The organism is Achromobacter sp. Bel (assembly GCF_012928505.1).
Classification (GTDB): domain Bacteria; phylum Pseudomonadota; class Gammaproteobacteria; order Burkholderiales; family Burkholderiaceae_B; genus Achromobacter.
This window is the reverse complement of record NZ_JABBJN010000051.1, coordinates 1-19,186: the sequence shown is the minus strand read 5'-3', so window position 1 is coordinate 19,186 and position 19,186 is coordinate 1. Positions and strand designations below refer to the sequence as shown.

The following is a 19,186-nucleotide window of genomic DNA, read 5'->3' as shown; positions in this document are numbered from 1 at the left end:
CATATACTTCACGCTTTATTTTCCCGAGGTGTCCTATGGCGTCATCGCCGGTTCAGAAGCTTGAGGGGCGTATTGCGCGCGCAGGGCGGGCGTTGCTGGCGGCTGCCGCCTGCGCCTTCGCGTTGGGCGCTTGCATGTCCGTCAGCACGCAAAAAATCGCCATGGTCCCCGTGGCGGCCGCAGACTCTGTCTACACGATCCAATTGTCCCGGGTCGTGATCGCGCCGCTGTCGAATGACAGCAGCGTCACGCTGCCGGCGGGGTCGCAATGGCGCCGCGTCGGCGCCTTGCCGCAAGGCGATGTCTATCGCTCGCAGAGCGGTTTGTTCACGGTCCAGACCCGCCGCCAGGGCGAGGCCTATGTGGTCGCAACATCCGGCAAAGTGGTCGGCTTCTACCTTCCCGGCGAAGGCGCTTTCATGCCCTTGGCCCGCCCCGTGACGTTGCCTGTGGAGATGCGTCAATGAAATCGTGGTTGAGAATATTGGCCGGCGCCGCCGTTGCCGTCGTGCTGGCGGGTTGCGCCGGGGGCAAATACGAAGTGCTGGAGAACCGGATCCCGCCGATCGCCGAAGGCAAGGGGCGGATTTACTTCTACCAGCCGCAGCCGTCGAACATTTCGTCAAGCCAGCAAAAACTTCGGGTCAATAACGACGTGGTCGGCCGCAACAAACCGGCCAGTTTCTTCTACGTCGACCGCCCGGCGGGCAGCTATGTGGTGACCAACTTGTACTGGACGGGCGATGGCGTCAGCTTCATGCTCGATGCCGGCCAGACGCGCTACGTGCGCATCATGGCGGAATCGCTCGGCAGCACGGGTACCGTCGGGAAGTTGTCGATGCAGTTGGTCGACCCGGCCGAGCTGGCTGTCCACGAAATGCAGGGCTTGCGTTACTGGGGCGCGGCATCGCCCGAGCGGGTGCCTGGCCTGTAATCCGGTCAGGCGGCCCGTCCCTGACGGGCCAGGCAGTTCGCGGCAAGGGCGCGCCAATGGCGTGCCCTTGCTGTTTTTGGCGCGGTGTCAGCCCCGGTCCAATCCGACTTCCTGCAGCACCGTCGTTGCGATCTCTTCGATCGACTTGGTGGTGCTGGACAGCCAGGAAATGCCTTCGCGCCGCATCATGCGCTCGGCTTCGGCGACCTCGTAGCGGCATTGCTCCAGCTGCGCGTAGCGGCTGTTCGGACGGCGCTCGTTGCGGACTTCGGCCAGGCGTTCGGGCTGGATGGACAGCCCGAACAATTTGGCGCGGTGCGGCGCGATGGTCGACGGCAGGGTGCCGCGTTCGAAATCGTCGGGCGTCAGCGGGAAATTGGCGGCCTTGATGGCGTATTGCATGGCCAGGTACAGGCTGGTGGGCGTCTTGCCGCAGCGGGAGACGCCCACCAGGATTACGTCGGCCTGGTCCAGCTGGTTCACGAACTGACCGTCGTCGTGCGCCAGGCTGAAGTTGATCGCGTCGATCCGATTGCGGTATTTTTCCGAATTGGCCTGCATATGCGAACGGCCGATGGAGTGGCTGGACTTCAGGCCCAGCGCCTGTTCGATGTGGCTGACGAAGGTGCCGAACAGGTCCATGAAAATTCCGTTCGCCTGTCGAACACGCGCCAGGATCTCGGGGTTGACCAGGGTGCTGAACACGATGGGGGGCACACCGGCTTCCAGGGCGCTGCGGTCGATCCGCATGGCGACCTCGGCGGCTTTCTCGAGCGTGTCGACGAAAGGCAGGCGGATCGGCTTGAAATCGACCTCTTCGAACTGGGAAAGCACCGACTGGCTGAACGTCTCAGCGGTGATGCCGGTACTGTCGGAAACGATGTATACCGTGCGTACGATCGGGGTAGATGTCATGTGTAAAAAATTCCAACCAGTCAGATAGCCGAGGGTACTCCACCGAGTACAATCAGGCCCCTATAAGTCACCCCAAGGGCGGTCCAAGGCCAGTTTGGTCAGCGTTTGGAAAGGCGGTTTTCTTCGCCTATTCATGCATTGACCAAACTCGCTTTCATTCCATTGTAAAAGGTGACTTCAATGTCGTACGTTGTTTTGTTCGAGCAGCTCCGCATGACGGATGTGGACTCGGTAGGAGGCAAGAACGCATCACTTGGCGAAATGATCAGCCAGCTGTCTGGCGCGGGTGTCCGCGTGCCGGGCGGCTTTGCCACGACCGCTGACGCCTTCCGCGACTTCCTGAAGGCGTCGGGCCTGGACAAGCGCATCGCTGACCGCCTGACCACGCTGAACCCCGAAGACGTGCGCGAGCTGGCCAACGCCGGCGCGGAAATCCGTCAATGGCTGGTCGAGGCGCCGTTCTCGGCCGAGTTCGAAGCCCAGATCCGTGAAGCCTTCGCCAAGCTCGACGCTGACGGCAAGGGCTCGTTTGCCGTGCGCTCGTCCGCCACCGCCGAAGACCTGCCGGACGCCTCGTTCGCGGGCCAGCAGGAAACCTTCTTGAACGTCGTCGGCATCGACGACGTGCTGGACAAGATCCGCCACGTGTTCGCGTCGTTGTATAACGACCGCGCCATCTCCTATCGCGTGCACAAGGGCTATGCCCACGCCGACGTCGCCTTGTCGGCCGGCATTCAGCGCATGGTGCGTTCCGATAAGGGCAGCGCCGGCGTCATGTTCACCATCGACACCGAATCGGGCTTCGAAGACGTTGTGTTCATCACGTCGTCGTACGGCCTGGGCGAAACCGTGGTGCAAGGCGCGGTCAACCCCGACGAGTTCTACGTTTTCAAGCCGACGTTGGCGCAAGGCCACTTCCCGATCGTCGGCCGCCGCATCGGCTCCAAGCTGATCAAGATGGAATTCGACCCCGAGCGTCCCGAAGGCCGTGCCGTGCGCACCGTCGACGTGCCGGTGTCCGAGCGCAACCGCTACTCGCTGACCGACGACGAGGTCAATGAGCTGGCCCGCTACGCCGTCATCATCGAAAAGCACTACCAGCGCCCGATGGACATCGAGTGGGGCCGCGACGGCGTCGACGGCAAGATCTACATCCTGCAAGCGCGTCCGGAAACGGTGAAGTCGCAACAGGGCGTGAACGACGTGCAGCAGCGCTACCGCCTGAAGGCGACCGGCCAGGTCCTGATCACCGGCCGCGCAATCGGCCAGAAGATCGGTGCCGGCCCCGTCCGCGTCGTGGGCGACATCTCGGACATGGACAAGGTCCAGCCGGGCGACGTGCTGGTCACCGACATGACGGACCCCAACTGGGAACCCGTGATGAAGCGCGCCTCCGCCATCGTGACGAACCGCGGCGGCCGTACCTGCCACGCGGCGATCATCGCGCGCGAACTGGGTATTCCGGCTGTGGTGGGTTGCGGCAACGCCACCGACCTGCTGAAGGAAGGCCAGGCCGTGACCGTGTCTTGCGCGGAAGGCGACGAAGGCCGCATCTATGACGGCCTGATCGAAACCGAAGTGGAAGAAGTCCGCCGCGGCGACATGCCCGCCATCGATCTGAAGATCATGATGAACGTGGGCAACCCGCAACTGGCGTTCGACTTCGCGCAGATCCCGAACAGCGGCGTGGGCCTGGCGCGCCTGGAATTCATCATCAACAACAACATCGGCATCCACCCGAAGGCGGTCCTGGACTACCCGAACGTGGACGGTGAGCTGAAGAAGGCCGTGGAATCGGCGGCCCGCGGGCACGCCAGCCCGCGCGCGTTCTTCGTCGAGAAGATGGCTGAAGGCGTGGCGACGATTGCCGCCGCCTTCTACCCGAAGCCGGTGATCGTGCGCATGTCGGACTTCAAGTCCAACGAGTACCGCAAGCTGGTCGGCGGGTCGCGCTACGAGCCCGAGGAAGAGAACCCCATGCTGGGCTTCCGCGGCGCGTCGCGCTACATCGCCGAAGACTTCGCCGAGTGCTTCCGCATGGAATGCGAAGCGCTGAAGAAGGTGCGCGATGACATGGGCCTGACCAACGTCGAGATCATGGTGCCGTTCGTGCGTACCGTGGGCCAGGCGGAAAAGGTCGTCAACCTGTTGGCCAAGCACGGCTTGGCGCGCGGTGAAAACGGCCTGAAGCTGATCATGATGTGCGAAGTTCCGTCCAACGCCATCCTGGCCGACGAATTCCTGCAGTACTTCGACGGATTCTCGATCGGTTCCAACGACATGACCCAGCTGACGCTGGGCCTGGACCGGGATTCGGGCATGGAACTGCTGGCCGCCGACTTCGATGAACGCGACGAAGCCGTGAAGTTCATGCTGCGCCGCGCGATCAAGGCTTGCCTGGCCGCCAACAAGTACGTGGGTATCTGCGGCCAAGGCCCCAGCGACCACCCGGACTTCGCGCAATGGCTGAAGGACGAGGGCATTCTGTCGATGTCGCTGAATCCGGATACCGTTGTCGATACCTGGCAGCGCCTGGCCAAGTAAAGACTGGCTGGCTGATCAAAATGCCCCGCATCGGAAACGATGCGGGGCATTTTTTATCTTCGGAGATCTCCCCCCAACAACATGCGCGCTTGGAGGGAGGGGCAAGGGGCGAAGCGTACCCGGCGTGGGGCCTTTCGCCGGTCACGCCGTCCGGCGCGTCTCCATGTATCGGGTCGGCGTATCGCCCAGCGTCCGTCGGAACGCAGACGCGAACGCGCTGGGACTGGCGTAGCCGAGGTCCAGCGCGACCCGGGTCACGGCCTGGCCCCGGCTCAAGCGTTCGATGGCGGCCAGCAGGCAAACCTGCTGGCGCCATGCGGCGACGCTTAGGCCGGTTTGTGCACGGAACAGCCGGGTGAAGGTGCGCCGGCTCATGCCGGCCCCAGCCGCCATTTCGTCAAGGCCGACCGCGATCGACGGCGTCTGGAACATTTCCCGGCACGCGCGCGCCAGGCGGGGATCGCGCGGCAGCGGCGCATGAAGCGACAGGCGCGGCATGAACGCTATTTCCGCCACCAGCATCGCCATCAGCTTGCCCGCTCGCCCTTGTACGTCGTACAGGGGGGGCAGATCGACGGCCTCTTCAAGCAGATGCTTGAGCAGTGCCGACACGCCGTAGACGCAGCAATGGGCAGGCATCCGGCCGGCATCCGCTTCGCCCGGCGACAAGAAGGCATTAAGCATCGTCACGTGCCCCGACATGGTCATTTCGTGCGCCATGCCCGCAGGCAGCCAGCAGGCCCGTTGCGGCGGGACGAGCCACCGGCCCTCGGGCGTGGCGACGCTGATGGCGCCGCGAGAGGCAAACGCGAACTGGCCCCGCCGATGCACGTGCACGGGGAACGTCGAGTTGGCGGGGTAATCGTTCGCGGTGACGACCACGTCGCGCGGGATGTCCTCGTAGGGATCGAGCAGCGTGTTTCGCATGGCCCGAATTCTATAGTAGTTGACCTGCTTACGAAGGCGGGCCAGGGCAGACGAGCCTACGATCCCATGTCGGCTACGCGTTCGCGGGCGCCGGCTTTCCATACGCATCGGAGGAGATATGTCCAGTATTTTTCATCGCGTGGGGACAGGTCCTCACGCCGTTCTCGTCCTGCACGGCTGGTTCGGCGACGCCCGCTCATTCGAGCCGATCGAGCCTTGGCTCTCGCAGGACGCCTACAGCTATGTGTTCATGGACTATCGCGGCTATGGCGGCAGGCGCGCAGTGCCAGGGGTATACACGATCGAGGAGATCGCCCTCGACGCGCTGGCACTTGCCGACGAACTCGGATTCCGCGCCTTCAGCCTGATCGGCCATTCGATGGGCGGCATGGCAATCGAACGCATCGCTACGTTGGCCCCGGGCAGGGTGCGTGGCCTGGTGGCGATTGCTCCCGTGCCTTGCGGCGGCATCCGGTACGACACGGCGACGCGGCGCTTGCTTGAGGATGCGGCCGGACGAGCCGAGCATCGCAAGACCATCATCGACCGCAGCACCGGCAATCGATTGCCCCCGGCCTGGGTGCAATGGAAGGCCGCGTATTCGGCAGCGTGTGCTTCGCCCGACGCATTCGCCGCGTATCTTCGCGCGTGGGCCGATACGGACTTCGGCGACGAGATCACGGGACAGCATCGGGTGAAGGTGCTGGTGGGAGAGCACGACCCGACGTTCAATGCGGCGTTGATGGCCGAAACCTATCTCCGCCGGTATCCCCTCGCGAGCCTTGAGGTGCTGGAGGCGGCCGGCCACTATCCCATGAACGAGACACCGCTTGCCCTGGCGGCGGCCATCGAGTCGTTCCTTGCCGAAACGGCCGACGCGCAGGTCCCCGCCGCGCCATGACGATGGCGGACGGCGCATTGACGGCCGGTCAGGCAGCTTGCGCTTCCCGAGCCAGCAGGACGCGTTTGCGGTCGATGCCCCAGCGGTAGCCGGCCAGTGACCCGTCGGTGCGCACGACGCGGTGGCAGGGAATGGCAAGCGCGATGTTGTTGGTGGCGCAGGCGCGGGCCACGGCGCGCACGGCGCGCGGCGAGCCGATGCGTTCGGCGATGTCGGTATAGGTGGCGGTCGTGCCGGCGGGAATGTCCCGCAAGGCTTCCCAGACGCGGCGCTGGAAAGCGGTGCCACGCACGTCCAGCGGCAGATCCAGGCCCCGGGCAGGATCTTCGACGAAGCCCACCACGGCGGCCACCCAGGCCTCGAATTCCGCGTCCGCGCCGATCAGGCGGGCGGCTTTGAAGCGGTCTTGCAGGTTGTGAACCAGTTGTTCGGGGTCCGCGTCCAGGGCGATCTCGCAGATGCCGGTGCTGCTGGCCGCCACCAGCAGCGCGCCTAGCGAGCATTGGGCCACGGCGAAGCGGATATCCACGCCTTCGCCGTCCCGTCGGAAGGCGGTGGGCGTCATGCCCAGGATGGCTGGCGCGGCTTCATAGAAACGGCCGCTGGAATTGAAGCCGGCCTCGTACATGGCGTCCGTGACGCTGGCGCTTTGCTTGAGCTGCTGGCGCGCGCGGCCGGCGCGCAGGGCATTGGCATACGCCTTGGGCGTGATGCCCGTGGCGGCCTTGAAGATGCGGTGGAAGTGGAAGCGGCTCATGCCGGCCTGTTCCGCCAAGGTGGTCAGGTCGGGCGGCTGCTCGGCCTCCAGGGCACGACAGGCGCGCTCGACGGCGGCGGCATGCTGTTTGCTCAAGGGGGCTGCGGCTGGGCTCATACGGGACTCCTGTCGTGCGCATGGTCAGATGCGCGATGACCCCATGGTCTCAAAGGCGCCCGGCTGCCGCACTCCGGATGTTGCGTGCGGGCAGGGCCGGTCAGGCCGGCGCGTAGACATCCAGGAACCGGCGCAGCAACCCGCCCGCCACGGGCGTCGCGCGGACATTGGCCGACAGGTCGGGGATGTCCAGGTTTTCGGCGGCGTAGCGGCGTCCGTAGCGCTCCAGGTGGGCGCGGACGAAGTCGGGACCGAATTCGGGATGGAATTGGGTGGAAAACACGTTGCGGCCGATGCGGATCATCTGATGCTCGTCCAGGTCCGAACGCGCCAACACGGCGGACCCGGGCGGCGGCTGCAGCACGGTCTGGGCGTGCAGCATCTGCGCGGGGAAGGTGGGCGGCAGGCCGGCCAGCAGCTTGTCGCCCGCCGCCGGCGGCAGCAATTCGACCGTTTGCGTGCCGACTTCGCGGCCGGCGGGGTTGTAGCCCACCTTGCCGCCCAGCGCATACGCCAGCAACTGGTGGCCGTAGCAGACGCCGAACATGGGCAGGTCCGCGTCCGCGGCGTCGCGCAGCCAGGCGGCGGTGTCTTCGCTCCAGGGTTCCTTGTCCGTGACCATGGCGGGCGATCCGGTGATCAGCGCGGCACGGTAACGGGCGGGGGCTTGCGGGCGCTGGCCCTCGTGCACGGCCACGACTTCGATGGCGTCGGTGGGCAGGCCGGCCGCTTGTGCCAATTGTTCGGCATAGCCGCCGAACTGGCTTTTAAGCGTGTCGTCCGGATCGCCGGTGTGCAGGATCAGGACGGGCAGGGCGGAAGATATTGCAGCGGTCATGGAAGCTTGTGCGTGAAAGGGGCGAACGCCGACGATCCGGATGGGACGGCGGTGTCTACGCACATCATAATCCAGTGCGAATTTTCACGAGGATGCCATCCTCCCCGCTATGTCCCGGAAATACGTACAATCCGCTCACGACTCATCCTTTCAGGCGACCTTAAGACTATGTGGATCTGGCTGGGACTGGCCGCGCTGGCCCTTATCGGGGAATTGGCGACGGGTACCTTCTATTTGCTGCTGGTTGCCTTGGGATTGGCGGCCGGGGGCGTTGCCGCGTGGCTGGGCATCGGCCTGGAATGGCAGCTTGTGGCGTGCGGCGTGTTGCTGCTGCTGGGCTTGCTGCTGCTGCGCAAGACGCGCGTCCTGAAAAAGCGTGAAGTCAATTCGGCTCGCAATGCCGACGTCAATCTGGACATCGGCCAGACGGTGGCGGTGGAAGCCTGGTCCGACCAGGGCACCGCGCGCGTCTGGTACCGCGGCGCCCACTGGCAGGCCGAGCTGGCCCGGGGCCAAACCCCGCGCGCCGGCGAACACGTCATTACCGAACTGCGTGGATCGATCCTGGTGCTGACCCCCCGGGGCACGCCGGGCTCGGCACAGTAGAACCGGCTTGCGCCACGCGCAGCCCGCAGCAGGCGCCGTTGCCGGCAGGCAAGGGCGCCCTCGCACTTACTCCAGGAGAGGCTTTACATCATGATCGATACTTCCACTATCGTCCTGCTCGTCGTCGTCGCGCTGGCGATCCTGATCGTCATCAAGTCGATCGCCATCGTGCCCCAGCAGCACGCCTGGGTGGTCGAACGCCTGGGCAAGTTCGACCGCGTCCTGTCGCCCGGCGCGGGCTTCGTCATCCCGTTCATCGAACGTGTGTCGTACAAGCACTCGCTGAAGGAAATCCCGCTGGACGTGCCCAGCCAGGTCTGCATCACGCGCGACAACACGCAATTGCAGGTCGACGGCGTGCTGTATTTCCAGGTGACAGACCCCATGCGCGCCTCCTACGGTTCGTCGAACTACATCTCGGCGATCACGCAGCTGGCGCAGACGACCTTGCGTTCGGTCATCGGCAAGATGGAACTGGATCGCACCTTCGAAGAGCGCGATTCCATCAACAGCAATATCGTGTCGTCGCTGGACGAGGCCGCGCTGAACTGGGGCGTGAAGGTGCTGCGCTACGAGATCAAGGATTTGACGCCGCCCAACGAGATCCTGCGTTCGATGCAGGCGCAGATCACCGCCGAACGTGAAAAGCGCGCGCTGATCGCGGCGTCCGAAGGCCGCCGCCAGGAACAGATCAACATCGCCACCGGCGAGCGCGAAGCCGCCATCGCCCGTTCGGAAGGCGAGAAGCAGGCACAGATCAACCAGGCGCAGGGTGAGGCCGCCGCCGTGCTGGCGATCGCCGAAGCCACCGCCAAGGCCATCACGCAAGTCGCCGACGCCGTACGTCATCCGGGCGGCATGGAAGCCGTGAACCTGAAGGTGGCCGAGCGCTACGTCGAGGCGTTCGGCAATGTGGCCAAGGAAGGCAACACGCTGATCCTGCCGGCCAACCTGGCGGACGTGGGCGGCATGATCGCTTCCGCCATGACCATTGTGAAGTCCACGCGCAACACTTGATACCGCGCCTTGCGGCGCGCCGGCCATGATCGCTCCCGTGAATTTGCTTTTGATAGCAGGACTGGCGGGAGTGCTGTCCTTGTGCGTGCTGGGGTCCCTGGCGCGCAGCGGCATGGCCGGGATTCGCGAGACCATACGCGCCAACTTGCTCACGCTGTTGGCGTTTTTTACGTTTGGCCTGCAGAACACGGCGGCGCCCTTGTGGCTATCCGTCGTGGTGCCGAACTCGGCCATCGCGCTGGCGCTATGCTCGTACTACGCGGGCGTGCGGCGGCTGATGGGGCTGGGCGTGCCGCGGCACTTGATGATGCTCGCTTGCCTGATCGCGCTGACGGTACTGTTGGGCTATACCTACGTGGATTGGCAGGTCGGGCCACGCATCGTGGCGATGTCGCTGCTGCAGATGGGGTTTCTTCTGGCCGCGGCCGTCACCGTGCAACGCAACATGCCGACACATCGTTCGCGCTATAGCTACTGTTTCGTGTGGTCGGTGGCGATGGTGTCCGCCGCGGTCTGCGCCGTGCGGGCGGGCGCCCACATCCTGAACCTGGTGCCGCCGCAGCCCCTGCTGGAACCCAGCCTCTGGAATATCGCTTATCTGACGCTGGGCGTCTTGGTGATGCCCTGCCTGACGCTGGGCACCATCATGGTCATCCACGACCGCATGCTGGCGGATCGCGAGCACGAGGCCAGCACCGATTTCCTGACGGGGCTGATGTCGCGCAAGGCGTGGTGGATGCAGGCGGAGCGTTATTGCGCGCAGGCGTTGCGCACGCGCCGGCCCCTGACCTTGCTGTTGCTGGACATCGACCACTTCAAGGCCATCAACGACACGCACGGCCACGTGGCGGGCGACGCGGTCCTGCGCCATTTTGGCTTGCTGGCGACGGCCACGCTGCGCACGGGCGATCACGTTGGCCGCGTCGGCGGCGAGGAATTCGGCGTGCTGTTTCCCGACATGCGTGGGGACGCGGTGATGGAAGTGGCGGCCCGGCTGCTGGATTCCGTGCGCCGCACGCCTTGTTCGCACGGCGGCAGCACCATTTCATACACGTTCAGCGCGGGCATCGCCGAATGGATTCCCGGCGAGAATCTGCAGGTGTTCTTCGAAAGGGCCGACCGCAAGCTCTATGCGGCCAAGTCGGCGGGGCGCAACCGCATCGTGGGGCCGGCCGGGCAGGCCGAGCCGGCGGCGTTGCCGGCCGTTGCCTGAACTCAGTCGGCCTTGTCTTTGCGAGGAGCGCGCGTGTCGTGCTTCATGATGCGCTCTTTCTCGCGCTGCCAGTCTTTTTCGCGCGCGGTGTCGCGCTTGTCGAACATCTTCTTGCCGCGGCCCAGGGCGAAGTCCAGCTTGATGCGCCCGTTCTTGTAGTGCAGGTTCAGCGGCACCAGCGTATAGCCGCGCTGCTCGACCTTGCCGATGAGCTTGCTGATTTCCTCGGCCTTGAGCAGCAGCTTGCGCGTGCGCATGGCATCGGGGTGGATATGGGTGGACGCCGTCGGCAACGGGCTGACGTGCATGCCCAGCAGGTACAGTTCGCCATCGCGTACGATGACGTAGCTTTCCTTGAGCTGCACGCGGCCATCGCGGATCGCCTTGACTTCCCAGCCTTGCAGGACAAGGCCGGCTTCGTAGCGGTCTTCGATGAAATAGTCGTGCGTGGCCTTGCGATTGTCGATAATGCTCATAACGCCTTTTTTGCCTGGGGGCTTTGCGGGTCTTTTCGTGGGGGGCTGACGGGCGGGGCAGAGTGGGGCCGGGCTGGAGTTGCCGTCCGGCGTGCCGCGCGCTCGCTTTTCCCGTGATTAGGCCCAGGTCATGCGGTGCCGGTAAAATCTTGCCATTCTAGCCATTTGCGATAGTCGATGCACAAAGTACAACGATCCGTCCTGGTGCCTTACAGCGCCGCCCAGATGTTCGATCTGGTCGCCGACGTGGAAAAGTACCCCGAGTTCATGCCGTGGTGTGGCGGCGCCGAGGTGCAGACCCGCGACGAACACGGCATGCAGGCCTCTATCCTGATCAGTTTCGCGGGCATGAAGCAGCGCTTCAGCACGCGCAATACCCATGTCTATCCCGACCGGATCGACCTGGAACTGGTGGATGGTCCGTTCTCCAGCCTGGTGGGCCATTGGGAATTCCAGCCGCTGGCCGAAGACGCCTGCAAGGTGCTGTTCACCATGGAATACGCGTTTTCCAACCGTGCGTTGGAAATGGTCGTGGGCCCGGTGTTCAACCGCATCGCGACCAGCTTCATCGATTCCTTCACCAAGCGGGCGCAGGCCAAGTATGGGGAATGAACCCGCCGGCGCGGCGCTGATGAACGTCAGTGTCTGCTACGCCTTGCCGGGCCATGCGTGGCTGCGTGAAATCCAGCTGCCCGAGGGCGCGACGGTGGCCGACGCGTTGGCCGCCAGCGGTTTTGCCCAGGCTTTTCCCGTGGTCCAGCCGTGGGAGCGCGGCGTGGGCATCTTCGGCCGCGCCACCGAGCCGCACGCAAGGCTGGCGGACGGCGACCGCGTGGAGGTCTACCGCGGGCTGAGTTTCGATCCCAAGGAGTCGCGCCGTCGCCGCGCGGAGCACCGCCGCTCCAAAACGGCCAGGAACGGCAGGGTGCGCCCCGCGGGCCTGCTGTAAGCCGGTCCGGGTGACTCGGCCCGCTTGCCGAGCCCCGGAGGGGCGGGCCTGCCCACATTGTCATCAATAAGACAAATTGCGCCGCGGCATCCGGCGTAACATAAACACGGTTTCGCACTTACGTTTACGTTAACGTCATGTCAAAATCGACGGGCTGATGTTCACGAGACGGCAGCAACGGCAACAGACAATACCGATGACAACAGGAGACAGGCTGTGGACTTGGAACTGACCGACGAGCAGCGCGCGTTCGCGCAGGCCGCCCGCGACTACGCCGAGGGCGAATTGGCGCCCCACGCCGCGCGCTGGGACGCCGAAGGCATTTTCCCGCGCGAGGCTTTCGCCCGGGCGGGCGAGATGGGCTTCTGCGCCATCTATGCCAGTGAAGAGATCGGCGGCCTGGGCCTGCCGCGCCTGGACGCCACGCTGGTGTTCGAGGAAATGGCGGCGGTAGACCCCTCGACGACCGCGTTCCTGACGATCCACAACATGGCCACCTGGATGGTCGGCAAATGGGGGCAGCCCGCGCTGCGCGAGGCCTGGGGCCCGTTGCTGGCCAGCGGCCAGAAGCTGGCGTCGTATTGCCTGACCGAGCCGGGCGCCGGTTCCGACGCCGCGTCCCTGTCCACGCGGGCGCAGCGCGACGGCGACGACTATGTGCTGAACGGCAGCAAGGCCTTCATTTCTGGCGGCGGCGACACCGACCTGCTGGTGGTGATGGCGCGCACCGGGGGCGAGGGGGCGGGCGGCATCAGCGCATTCGCGGTGCCGGCCGACACCCCAGGCATCAGCTACGGCCGCAAGGAAGAGAAGATGGGCTGGAACAGCCAGTCCACGCGCCCAATCACGTTCGAGAACGTGCGCGTGCCGGCCGGCAACCTGCTGGGCCAGGAAGGCGAGGGTTTCAAGATTGCCATGAAGGGGCTGGACGGCGGCCGGATCAATATCGGCACCTGCTCGGTCGGCGCGGCCCAGGGGGCGCTGGACGCCGCCCGCCGCTACATGGACGAGCGCCGGCAGTTCAACCGCCGCCTGGCGGAATTCCAGGCCCTGCAGTTCAAGCTGGCCGACATGGCCACGCACCTGGTCGCGGCGCGCCAGATGGTGCGCCTGGCCGCCTGCAAGCTGGATGCGGGCGCGCCGGACGCGGCGACCTACTGCGCCATGGCCAAGCGCTTCGCGACGGACATGGGCTTCCAGATCTGCCTGGATGCGCAACAGATTCATGGCGGCTACGGCTATTTGCGGGACTATCCCTTGGAGCGTCTGGTGCGCGATACTCGCGTTCATCAGATCCTGGAGGGCACCAACGAGATCATGCGCGTGATCATTGCCCGCCAATTGTTGGAAAAAGGAGCCGACATAAGATGAATGCACCGGTGTTGTTCGAAGAAAGAAGTGCGGCGAACGGCATGCGGTTCGGGATCGCGACGCTGAATGCGCCGCAGACCCTGAACGGCCTGTCGCTGGAAATGGTGGACTTGCTGGCGGCGCGCCTGGACGAATGGGCGCGCGATCCCGGCGTGGCCCTGGTGGTCCTGCAAGGTGCGGGCGAGAAGGCGTTTTGTGCTGGCGGCGACCTGCACGGCCTGTACCGCAGCATGGGCGAGAACCAGGGCAAGAACGGCTGGAGCAACGCCTATGCGCGCCGCTTCTTCGAGCACGAGTACCGGCTGGACTACCGCATCCACACCTATCCGAAGCCCGTGCTGTGCTGGGGCCACGGGATCGTCATGGGCGGTGGCATCGGCCTGATGATGGGCGCCAGCCATCGCGTCGTCAGCGAGACCTCGCGGCTGGCGATGCCGGAAGTGTCCATTGGCCTGTTCCCGGACGTGGGCGGCAGTTGGCTGCTGAACCGCATGCCGGGCCGCATTGGCCTGTTCCTGGCCTTGACGGGCGCTCACATGAATACCGCCGACGCCTTTTTCGCGGGCCTGGCGGATTTCCGCCTGAACCACGCCGATTGGCCGAAGCTGCTGGCGTCGCTGGAAGAGCAGCCCTGGGCCGGCCAGGCCGCAGGAGCGCCCGAGACGTCCATCGCGCCGCGTTCGTTGAACGACGGCCTGTTGCGCCGCGCGCTGACCGCGCTGGAGCCGCAGACACCGCTGGAAGGCGGCCATCTGCGCCAACACTCGTTCCTGATCAACAACCTGTGCAACGGCAACCGGCTGGACGAGATCTACGAAGAACTGGCGCTGTTGAAGGACCATGCCGATCCCTGGCTGGCACGCGCGGCGACGACGATGCTGGCGGGGTCGCCGGGTTCGGTGCGTCTGGCTTTCGCTTTGCAGCAGCGCACGCGCCTGCGGTCGCTGGACGACGTGTTCCGCGCCGAGTACATCGCCGCGCTGGCCTGCACGGCGCATGGCGATTTCGCTGAAGGCATCCGTGCCTTGCTGGTCGACAAGGACAAGAACCCGCGCTGGAATCCGGCTGTCATGGGCATGGCGACCGATGCCTGGGTGCAGAAGTTCTTCGAAGAACCGTGGCCCGAAGGCCAGCCGCATCCCCTGGCCGACCTGGGCCAGGAAGGGCGCTGACGCGCCGGCCGGTTCGCCTTGCGGGCCGGCCACCCAAGATTTCCGTCATGCAGGTCACGATGAATCCATACCTACAGCAATAGCAACAGGAGACAAGACATCATGAGCAGTATCGCGTTTATCGGTTTGGGCAACATGGGCGCGCCCATGGCATTGAATCTGGTCAAGGCCGGCCACAGCCTGACGGTGTTCGACCTGGCGCCGGCCGCCATCAAGCTGCTGACCGACGCCGGCGCCCGTGCGGCAGCCTCCGCATCCGAAGCGGTCAAGGGCGCCGAAGTCGTCATCTCGATGCTGCCGGCCAGCAAGCACGTGGAAGGCCTGTACCTGGGTGAAGACCTGCTGGGCAAGATCCCGGCCAGCGCGCTGGTCATCGAGTGCAGCACCATCGCGCCGGATTCAGCGCGCAAAGTGGCGCAGGCGGCCGACGTGCGCGGCATCGCCATGATCGACGCCCCGGTGTCGGGCGGCACCGCCGGCGCGGCCGCCGGCACGCTGACGTTCATCGTGGGCGGTCAGGACGCCGCATTGGAGCGCGCGCGCCCCGTGCTGGAGAAGATGGGCAAGAACATCTTCCACGCGGGTCCGGCTGGCGCCGGCCAGGTGGCCAAGATCTGCAACAACATGCTGTTGGGCATCCTGATGGCGGGCACGTCCGAGGCGTTGGCGCTGGGCGTGGCCAACGGCCTGGACCCGAAGGTGCTGTCGGACATCATCGCCAAGAGTTCCGGCCGCAACTGGGCGACCGAGCTCTACAACCCCTGGCCGGGCGTCATGGACCATGCGCCGGCCTCCAAGGGGTATGCGGGGGGCTTCGGCGTTGACCTGATGCTCAAGGACCTGGGCCTGGCTGCCGAGTCGGCGCTGTCGGCGCGCGCCTCCATCCCGTTGGGCGAACTGGCGCGCAACCTGTATTCGCTGCATAGCTCGGGCGGATCCGGCAAGCTGGACTTCTCCAGCATCGTCAACCTGGTCAAGCGCGAGCAGGATTGACATGGGCGGCCATCAGTCGTCGTCCGACCCGGCCGCTCGGGTCAAGGCCAGTTTCGACCAGCAAAGCATCATGCGGCTGCTGGGCGCCGGACTGGACGTGGTGGAGCCGGGGAGGGTGGACATCGTGCTGCCCTACCGCGCCGACCTGTGCCAGCAGAACGGCTTTCTGCACGCGGGTATTTCGACGACGATCGCGGACAGTGCGGGCGGCTACGCGGCCTACACGCTGTTCGGTCCTGGCGAGGACGTCTTGACCTCTGAGTTCAAGATGAACTTCCTGGCGCCGGCCAAGGGCGACCGCTTCGTCGCCAGCGGCCGGGTAGTGAAGCCGGGCAAGCGACTGTCGATCTGCCAGGTCGAAGTGCATGCGTACGAAGGCGAGCAGGCCACGATGTGCGTGATAGGCTTGCTTACCGCGGTACGCGTGACGCCGCGATGAATCCGGCGCGGCGCGCGTCTGGCCTTGATGGCCGGGCGCGCGCCGCGCTTGTCACGCATCGTCTGGATGCCGCGCAATGCCTTCAAAAGAACATCATCGGATTTTCCGCAGCAATTGGCTGCGCGCCGCCGTGCTGGGCGCCAACGACGGCATCGTCTCCACGGCGAGCCTGATCACCGGCGTGGCGGCGGCGCAGGCCACGCATGGCGCCATCCTGACGTCGGGATTGGCGGGGCTAGTTGCGGGTGCGCTGTCCATGGCAGCGGGTGAATACGTGTCCGTCCGGTCACAGGCCGACACCGAGGCGGCCGACCTGCGCATGGAGCAGCGGTCGCTGAAGCGTAATTCGGAGGAAGAACTGGCCGAGCTGATCGACATCTATGTGGCGCGCGGCCTGTCGCGCGAGCTGGCGATGCAAGTCGCTCGCCAATTGACCAGCCACGACGCTCTGGACGCGCATGCGCGTGACGAATTGGGGATCTCTTTGCATAACCGGGCGCGTCCGGTACAAGCGGCGGTAGCTTCCGCGGCGTCGTTCGCTGGGGGGGCGGCGTTGCCGTTGGCGGTAGCCGTGACGGCGCCGTTGCCGCAATTGATTGTCTGGGTGATCGGCGCGTCGGTGGTGTGCCTGGCGGCGCTTGGCGCGCTGGCGGCAGGCGCCGGGGGCGCGCCCAAAGGGCCCGCGGTGCTGCGGGTGACGGTGCTGGGGGCCTTGGCGATGGCGGTGACTGCCGGCGTCGGCGCGCTGTTTGGCGTGGCCGTTTAAGGCCGGCGCCGGACAGCGGAAGGACTCAGGGCGCGATCGAGTACGGCAGCGGCGCCGCGGCGATGCGGGGGCCGTCCGCCGCGCCCAGGCGCAGATCGCCTTCGGGCAAGGCGGCCAGCGTGGTTTCGAACAAGACGGACGCCACGCCGGCTTCACTGGCGCCATCCACGACGCGGCCGATCGGCTCGCCGGGCTGGGTGGCGTCGAACACGTCCACGCCGGCCAATGCCGCGCCTTGCAAGCTGGCGTCGGCGATGGTGCCGTAGGCCATGCGGCGTTTGACGGTGCCGCGATAGTGGCTGCGCGCCACGACTTCCTGGCCCGGATAACAGCCCTTGGTGAAGCTCACGCCCTGGATGAGTTCCAGGTTGACGGTCTGCGGGATGAAGACGTCTTGCGTGGCCGTGGCGATCCAGGGGATGCCGGCGGCCAGGTCAGCCACATGCCACTGCGAGGCGGGGGCCAGGCCCAGCACGGCGGCCAGCGGGGCGGCCTGCTCCAGCTGTTCGTCAGAGGCGATCCACCACCAGCGCAGGCGACCGTTGGCCGACGGCGCGGCGATCCAGGTGCCGGACGGCAGGTCGGCGCGTTGCCAGGCGCTGCGCGGCAAGGCACCGGCAACGGCTTCCAGCGCGGCGGCGTCTTCGGCCGACGCCTGGACGCCCGCGACATGCAGCGGGGCGGCGGCCAGCTTGACTTTGGCGCGCAGCACGAACATCGAAAGGCGTTTGAGCAAGGCTTGCGACAGGTCCTGGCGCACCAGGCCATAGAGTTGCGGGGCGTCGTCCGCGCCGGGGGCGGCGCGCCACATCACCAGCGTGGCCAGCAGGCGGCCCTTCGCGGTGCAATAGCCCGCCAGGCGGGCGGCGTCGGCCGGCAGGCCAGTGACGTCCTGCGTCAGTTGGCCGTGCAGAAAGGGCAGGGCATCGGCGCCGGAGGCGGTAAAGACGACAAAATCATCCAGCGGCGCGCATTGCGCGCAACCTTCTGCGCGGGCGGGGATCGAACTGTAGAAAGCGTGCATGGCGGCGGTGTTATCGCAACATCAAAGTGCAGATGATAGCCGTCTTCCCCTTGCGGCAGGGGCCAAGCCCCCGATGGCCGCAGGGCCGCGACGGGCGCCCCGGCCCCACTTTTGCCGCGACAGTTCCGCTCGATCCATTAAACTTCTGGGACTTATGAAGAAGCGACTCCGTTTTTACGTCTTGTGGTCATTCCTGCTCATCGTGATTGCCGCCGCGGCAGCCGTGGGCGCCGCATGGAGCTGGATGCACCGGCCCCTGCATTTACCGGCCGACAGGATCGATTTTGTAGTGGACCCGGGCAGCAGCCCGCGCACGGTCGCGCGCGCGCTCAATGCGGTCGGCGTACCGATGTGGGAACCCGGTTTTGTCTGGATGGCGCGGCTGACCGAACAGGACAAGCTGATGAAGGCCGGGGGCTACCAGGCCATCAATGGCGATACCCCCTGGCGGCTGCTGGAACGGCTGGCTCGGGGCGACATGACCCAGCGCCAGATCACCTTCCTGGAAGGCTGGACGTTCCGCCAGATCCGCCAGGCGCTGCGCGAGAATCCGGACGTCAAGCAGACCTTGGGCGACGTCAGCGATGAGGCGCTGATGGAACGGCTGGGTTCGGACATCAAGCATCCCGAAGGGCTGTTCTTTCCGGACACCTACATCTTCACGCCCGGCAGCACTGATTACGATCTGCTGCGCCGCGCCTATCAGGAAGGCCAGCGCATCCTGCAGGACACCTGGGCCAAGCGCCAGTCCGGCCTGCCGGTGGCCACCCCCTATGAAGCGCTGGTGCTGGCGTCGATCATCGAAAAGGAAACCGGCCACGGCCCCGACCGCCGCCGCGTGTCCGGCGTGTTCACCAACCGGCTGAAGATCGGCATGCTGCTGCAGACCGATCCCACTGTCATCTACGGGATGGGCGAGAACTACCAGGGACGCATCCGCAAGCGCGACTTGCAGACCGATACGCCGTGGAACACCTATACCCGGCCGGGCCTGCCGCCCACGCCGATCGCGGCGGCGGGCCGGGCAGCGCTGCTGGCCGCGGTGCAGCCCGAGCAGCACAAGTACCTGTTCTTCGTGTCGCGGGGTAACGGCACCAGTGAATTCGCGGAGAACCTGTCGGGGCATAACCGCAACGTTTCCCGCTACATCCTCGGCCAGGGCCAGACCGTGCGCCCGACGGCGCCTGCACCCGCGGCCGTGCCCGCACCGGCGGGGGCGCCGGAGAT

The 19,186-nt window shown here is 65.8% G+C and carries 21 protein-coding genes; 15 read left to right on the top strand and 6 right to left on the bottom strand.

What is annotated here, in order from left to right; translation table 11 throughout:
* The first annotated feature begins 35 nt into the window (after nucleotides 1–35).
* Nucleotides 36–467 carry a hypothetical protein gene (locus tag HG262_RS24545; RefSeq protein WP_169273498.1) on the top strand — a complete coding sequence of 144 codons (432 nt, stop codon included), beginning with the start codon at nucleotides 36–38 and terminating at the stop codon, nucleotides 465–467.
* On the top strand, nucleotides 464–934 hold the full coding sequence (locus HG262_RS24540) for a DUF2846 domain-containing protein (protein ID WP_169273497.1): 471 nt from the start codon (nucleotides 464–466) through the stop codon (nucleotides 932–934). Before HG262_RS24545 ends, HG262_RS24540 begins: the two co-directional genes overlap by 4 nt.
* A gap of 87 nt (nucleotides 935–1,021) precedes the next feature.
* On the opposite strand, the gene HG262_RS24535 is transcribed toward HG262_RS24540, so the two are convergent.
* Nucleotides 1,022–1,849, bottom strand: a complete 828-nt coding sequence (locus tag HG262_RS24535) for a pyruvate, water dikinase regulatory protein (RefSeq protein WP_006223423.1) — start codon at nucleotides 1,847–1,849, stop codon at nucleotides 1,022–1,024.
* 180 nt (nucleotides 1,850–2,029) lie between these two features.
* On the opposite strand from HG262_RS24535, the gene ppsA reads away from it, so the two are divergent.
* Nucleotides 2,030–4,393 (top strand): phosphoenolpyruvate synthase, encoded by a 2,364-nt coding sequence (gene ppsA / locus HG262_RS24530; protein ID WP_169273496.1) that lies wholly within the window; start codon nucleotides 2,030–2,032, stop codon nucleotides 4,391–4,393.
* A 141-nt stretch (nucleotides 4,394–4,534) separates the two neighbouring features.
* On the opposite strand, the gene HG262_RS24525 is transcribed toward ppsA, so the two are convergent.
* Nucleotides 4,535–5,320: a helix-turn-helix transcriptional regulator gene (locus tag HG262_RS24525; RefSeq protein ID WP_169273495.1), complete on the bottom strand. Its 786-nt coding sequence runs from the start codon at nucleotides 5,318–5,320 to the stop codon at nucleotides 4,535–4,537.
* 118 nt (nucleotides 5,321–5,438) lie between these two features.
* Between HG262_RS24525 and HG262_RS24520 the strand changes: the two genes are divergently transcribed.
* Complete coding sequence (locus HG262_RS24520; protein WP_169273494.1) at nucleotides 5,439–6,221, top strand: alpha/beta hydrolase; 783 nt, start codon at nucleotides 5,439–5,441, stop codon at nucleotides 6,219–6,221.
* A gap of 28 nt (nucleotides 6,222–6,249) precedes the next feature.
* On the opposite strand, the gene HG262_RS24515 is transcribed toward HG262_RS24520, so the two are convergent.
* A complete protein-coding gene (locus HG262_RS24515) occupies nucleotides 6,250–7,095 on the bottom strand; it encodes a methylated-DNA--[protein]-cysteine S-methyltransferase (protein ID WP_169273493.1) in 846 nt (281 codons plus the stop codon).
* A gap of 100 nt (nucleotides 7,096–7,195) precedes the next feature.
* The gene (locus tag HG262_RS24510) at nucleotides 7,196–7,933 is read right to left on the bottom strand and encodes a glutamine amidotransferase (protein ID WP_169273492.1); all 738 of its coding nucleotides are present in this window, start codon (nucleotides 7,931–7,933) and stop codon (nucleotides 7,196–7,198) included.
* 168 nt (nucleotides 7,934–8,101) lie between these two features.
* Here HG262_RS24510 and HG262_RS24505 point away from each other — a divergent pair, with 168 nt between their 5' ends.
* The 3 genes from HG262_RS24505 (at nucleotide 8,102) to HG262_RS24495 (ending at nucleotide 10,769) form a co-directional block, all read left to right on the top strand.
* Nucleotides 8,102–8,539, top strand: a complete 438-nt coding sequence (locus tag HG262_RS24505) for an NfeD family protein (RefSeq protein WP_169273491.1) — start codon at nucleotides 8,102–8,104, stop codon at nucleotides 8,537–8,539.
* Nucleotides 8,540–8,629: 90 nt separating this feature from the next.
* Nucleotides 8,630–9,556 (top strand): SPFH domain-containing protein, encoded by a 927-nt coding sequence (locus tag HG262_RS24500; protein WP_105559693.1) that lies wholly within the window; start codon nucleotides 8,630–8,632, stop codon nucleotides 9,554–9,556.
* 25 nt (nucleotides 9,557–9,581) lie between these two features.
* Nucleotides 9,582–10,769 carry a GGDEF domain-containing protein gene (locus HG262_RS24495; RefSeq protein ID WP_169273490.1) on the top strand — a complete coding sequence of 396 codons (1,188 nt, stop codon included), beginning with the start codon at nucleotides 9,582–9,584 and terminating at the stop codon, nucleotides 10,767–10,769.
* Nucleotides 10,770–10,771: 2 nt separating this feature from the next.
* Here HG262_RS24495 and smpB read toward each other — a convergent pair whose 3' ends face one another.
* Complete coding sequence (gene smpB / locus HG262_RS24490) at nucleotides 10,772–11,245, bottom strand: SsrA-binding protein SmpB (RefSeq protein WP_105559690.1); 474 nt, start codon at nucleotides 11,243–11,245, stop codon at nucleotides 10,772–10,774.
* A 177-nt stretch (nucleotides 11,246–11,422) separates the two neighbouring features.
* On the opposite strand from smpB, the gene HG262_RS24485 reads away from it, so the two are divergent.
* From HG262_RS24485 to HG262_RS24455, 7 genes are all read left to right on the top strand, one after another.
* Nucleotides 11,423–11,857 (top strand): type II toxin-antitoxin system RatA family toxin, encoded by a 435-nt coding sequence (locus HG262_RS24485; RefSeq protein ID WP_169273489.1) that lies wholly within the window; start codon nucleotides 11,423–11,425, stop codon nucleotides 11,855–11,857.
* Entirely contained in the window at nucleotides 11,847–12,194 is a 348-nt protein-coding gene (locus tag HG262_RS24480; protein WP_169273488.1) for an RnfH family protein, read from the top strand. Before HG262_RS24485 ends, HG262_RS24480 begins: the two co-directional genes overlap by 11 nt.
* A gap of 216 nt (nucleotides 12,195–12,410) precedes the next feature.
* On the top strand, nucleotides 12,411–13,565 hold the full coding sequence (locus HG262_RS24475) for an acyl-CoA dehydrogenase family protein (RefSeq protein WP_169273487.1): 1,155 nt from the start codon (nucleotides 12,411–12,413) through the stop codon (nucleotides 13,563–13,565).
* The gene (locus HG262_RS24470; RefSeq protein ID WP_169273486.1) at nucleotides 13,562–14,737 is read left to right on the top strand and encodes an enoyl-CoA hydratase/isomerase family protein; all 1,176 of its coding nucleotides are present in this window, start codon (nucleotides 13,562–13,564) and stop codon (nucleotides 14,735–14,737) included. Before HG262_RS24475 ends, HG262_RS24470 begins: the two co-directional genes overlap by 4 nt.
* Before the next feature lie 102 nt (nucleotides 14,738–14,839).
* Entirely contained in the window at nucleotides 14,840–15,730 is an 891-nt protein-coding gene (gene mmsB / locus HG262_RS24465) for a 3-hydroxyisobutyrate dehydrogenase (RefSeq protein ID WP_169273485.1), read from the top strand.
* A gap of 1 nt (nucleotide 15,731) precedes the next feature.
* Nucleotides 15,732–16,169: a PaaI family thioesterase gene (locus HG262_RS24460; RefSeq protein WP_169273484.1), complete on the top strand. Its 438-nt coding sequence runs from the start codon at nucleotides 15,732–15,734 to the stop codon at nucleotides 16,167–16,169.
* A gap of 76 nt (nucleotides 16,170–16,245) precedes the next feature.
* Nucleotides 16,246–16,935, top strand: a complete 690-nt coding sequence (locus tag HG262_RS24455) for a VIT family protein (RefSeq protein ID WP_169273483.1) — start codon at nucleotides 16,246–16,248, stop codon at nucleotides 16,933–16,935.
* 25 nt (nucleotides 16,936–16,960) lie between these two features.
* Here the strand turns inward: HG262_RS24455 and HG262_RS24450 are convergent, their stop codons facing one another.
* Nucleotides 16,961–17,959, bottom strand: coding sequence for a folate-binding protein YgfZ (locus HG262_RS24450; protein WP_169273482.1), 999 nt, complete (start codon nucleotides 17,957–17,959; stop codon nucleotides 16,961–16,963).
* 154 nt (nucleotides 17,960–18,113) lie between these two features.
* On the opposite strand from HG262_RS24450, the gene mltG reads away from it, so the two are divergent.
* A partial coding sequence (gene mltG / locus HG262_RS24445; protein ID WP_248293490.1) for an endolytic transglycosylase MltG occupies nucleotides 18,114–19,186 on the top strand: 1,073 nt, incomplete at its 3' end.

What these genes read in the sequence shown, in the direction of transcription:
- HG262_RS24545 (WP_169273498.1), top strand. Translation starts at nt 36, where the DNA reads ATGGCGTCATCGCCGGTTCAGAAGCTTGAGGGGCGTATTGCGCGCGCA.
- HG262_RS24540 (WP_169273497.1), top strand. Translation starts at nt 464, where the DNA reads ATGAAATCGTGGTTGAGAATATTGGCCGGCGCCGCCGTTGCCGTCGTG.
- HG262_RS24535 (WP_006223423.1), bottom strand. Translation starts at nt 1,849, where the DNA reads ATGACATCTACCCCGATCGTACGCACGGTATACATCGTTTCCGACAGT.
- ppsA (WP_169273496.1), top strand. Translation starts at nt 2,030, where the DNA reads ATGTCGTACGTTGTTTTGTTCGAGCAGCTCCGCATGACGGATGTGGAC.
- HG262_RS24525 (WP_169273495.1), bottom strand. Translation starts at nt 5,320, where the DNA reads ATGCGAAACACGCTGCTCGATCCCTACGAGGACATCCCGCGCGACGTG.
- HG262_RS24520 (WP_169273494.1), top strand. Translation starts at nt 5,439, where the DNA reads ATGTCCAGTATTTTTCATCGCGTGGGGACAGGTCCTCACGCCGTTCTC.
- HG262_RS24515 (WP_169273493.1), bottom strand. Translation starts at nt 7,095, where the DNA reads ATGAGCCCAGCCGCAGCCCCCTTGAGCAAACAGCATGCCGCCGCCGTC.
- HG262_RS24510 (WP_169273492.1), bottom strand. Translation starts at nt 7,933, where the DNA reads ATGACCGCTGCAATATCTTCCGCCCTGCCCGTCCTGATCCTGCACACC.
- HG262_RS24505 (WP_169273491.1), top strand. Translation starts at nt 8,102, where the DNA reads ATGTGGATCTGGCTGGGACTGGCCGCGCTGGCCCTTATCGGGGAATTG.
- HG262_RS24500 (WP_105559693.1), top strand. Translation starts at nt 8,630, where the DNA reads ATGATCGATACTTCCACTATCGTCCTGCTCGTCGTCGTCGCGCTGGCG.
- HG262_RS24495 (WP_169273490.1), top strand. Translation starts at nt 9,582, where the DNA reads ATGATCGCTCCCGTGAATTTGCTTTTGATAGCAGGACTGGCGGGAGTG.
- smpB (WP_105559690.1), bottom strand. Translation starts at nt 11,245, where the DNA reads ATGAGCATTATCGACAATCGCAAGGCCACGCACGACTATTTCATCGAA.
- HG262_RS24485 (WP_169273489.1), top strand. Translation starts at nt 11,423, where the DNA reads ATGCACAAAGTACAACGATCCGTCCTGGTGCCTTACAGCGCCGCCCAG.
- HG262_RS24480 (WP_169273488.1), top strand. Translation starts at nt 11,847, where the DNA reads ATGGGGAATGAACCCGCCGGCGCGGCGCTGATGAACGTCAGTGTCTGC.
- HG262_RS24470 (WP_169273486.1), top strand. Translation starts at nt 13,562, where the DNA reads ATGAATGCACCGGTGTTGTTCGAAGAAAGAAGTGCGGCGAACGGCATG.
- mmsB (WP_169273485.1), top strand. Translation starts at nt 14,840, where the DNA reads ATGAGCAGTATCGCGTTTATCGGTTTGGGCAACATGGGCGCGCCCATG.
- HG262_RS24460 (WP_169273484.1), top strand. Translation starts at nt 15,732, where the DNA reads ATGGGCGGCCATCAGTCGTCGTCCGACCCGGCCGCTCGGGTCAAGGCC.
- HG262_RS24455 (WP_169273483.1), top strand. Translation starts at nt 16,246, where the DNA reads ATGCCTTCAAAAGAACATCATCGGATTTTCCGCAGCAATTGGCTGCGC.
- HG262_RS24450 (WP_169273482.1), bottom strand. Translation starts at nt 17,959, where the DNA reads ATGCACGCTTTCTACAGTTCGATCCCCGCCCGCGCAGAAGGTTGCGCG.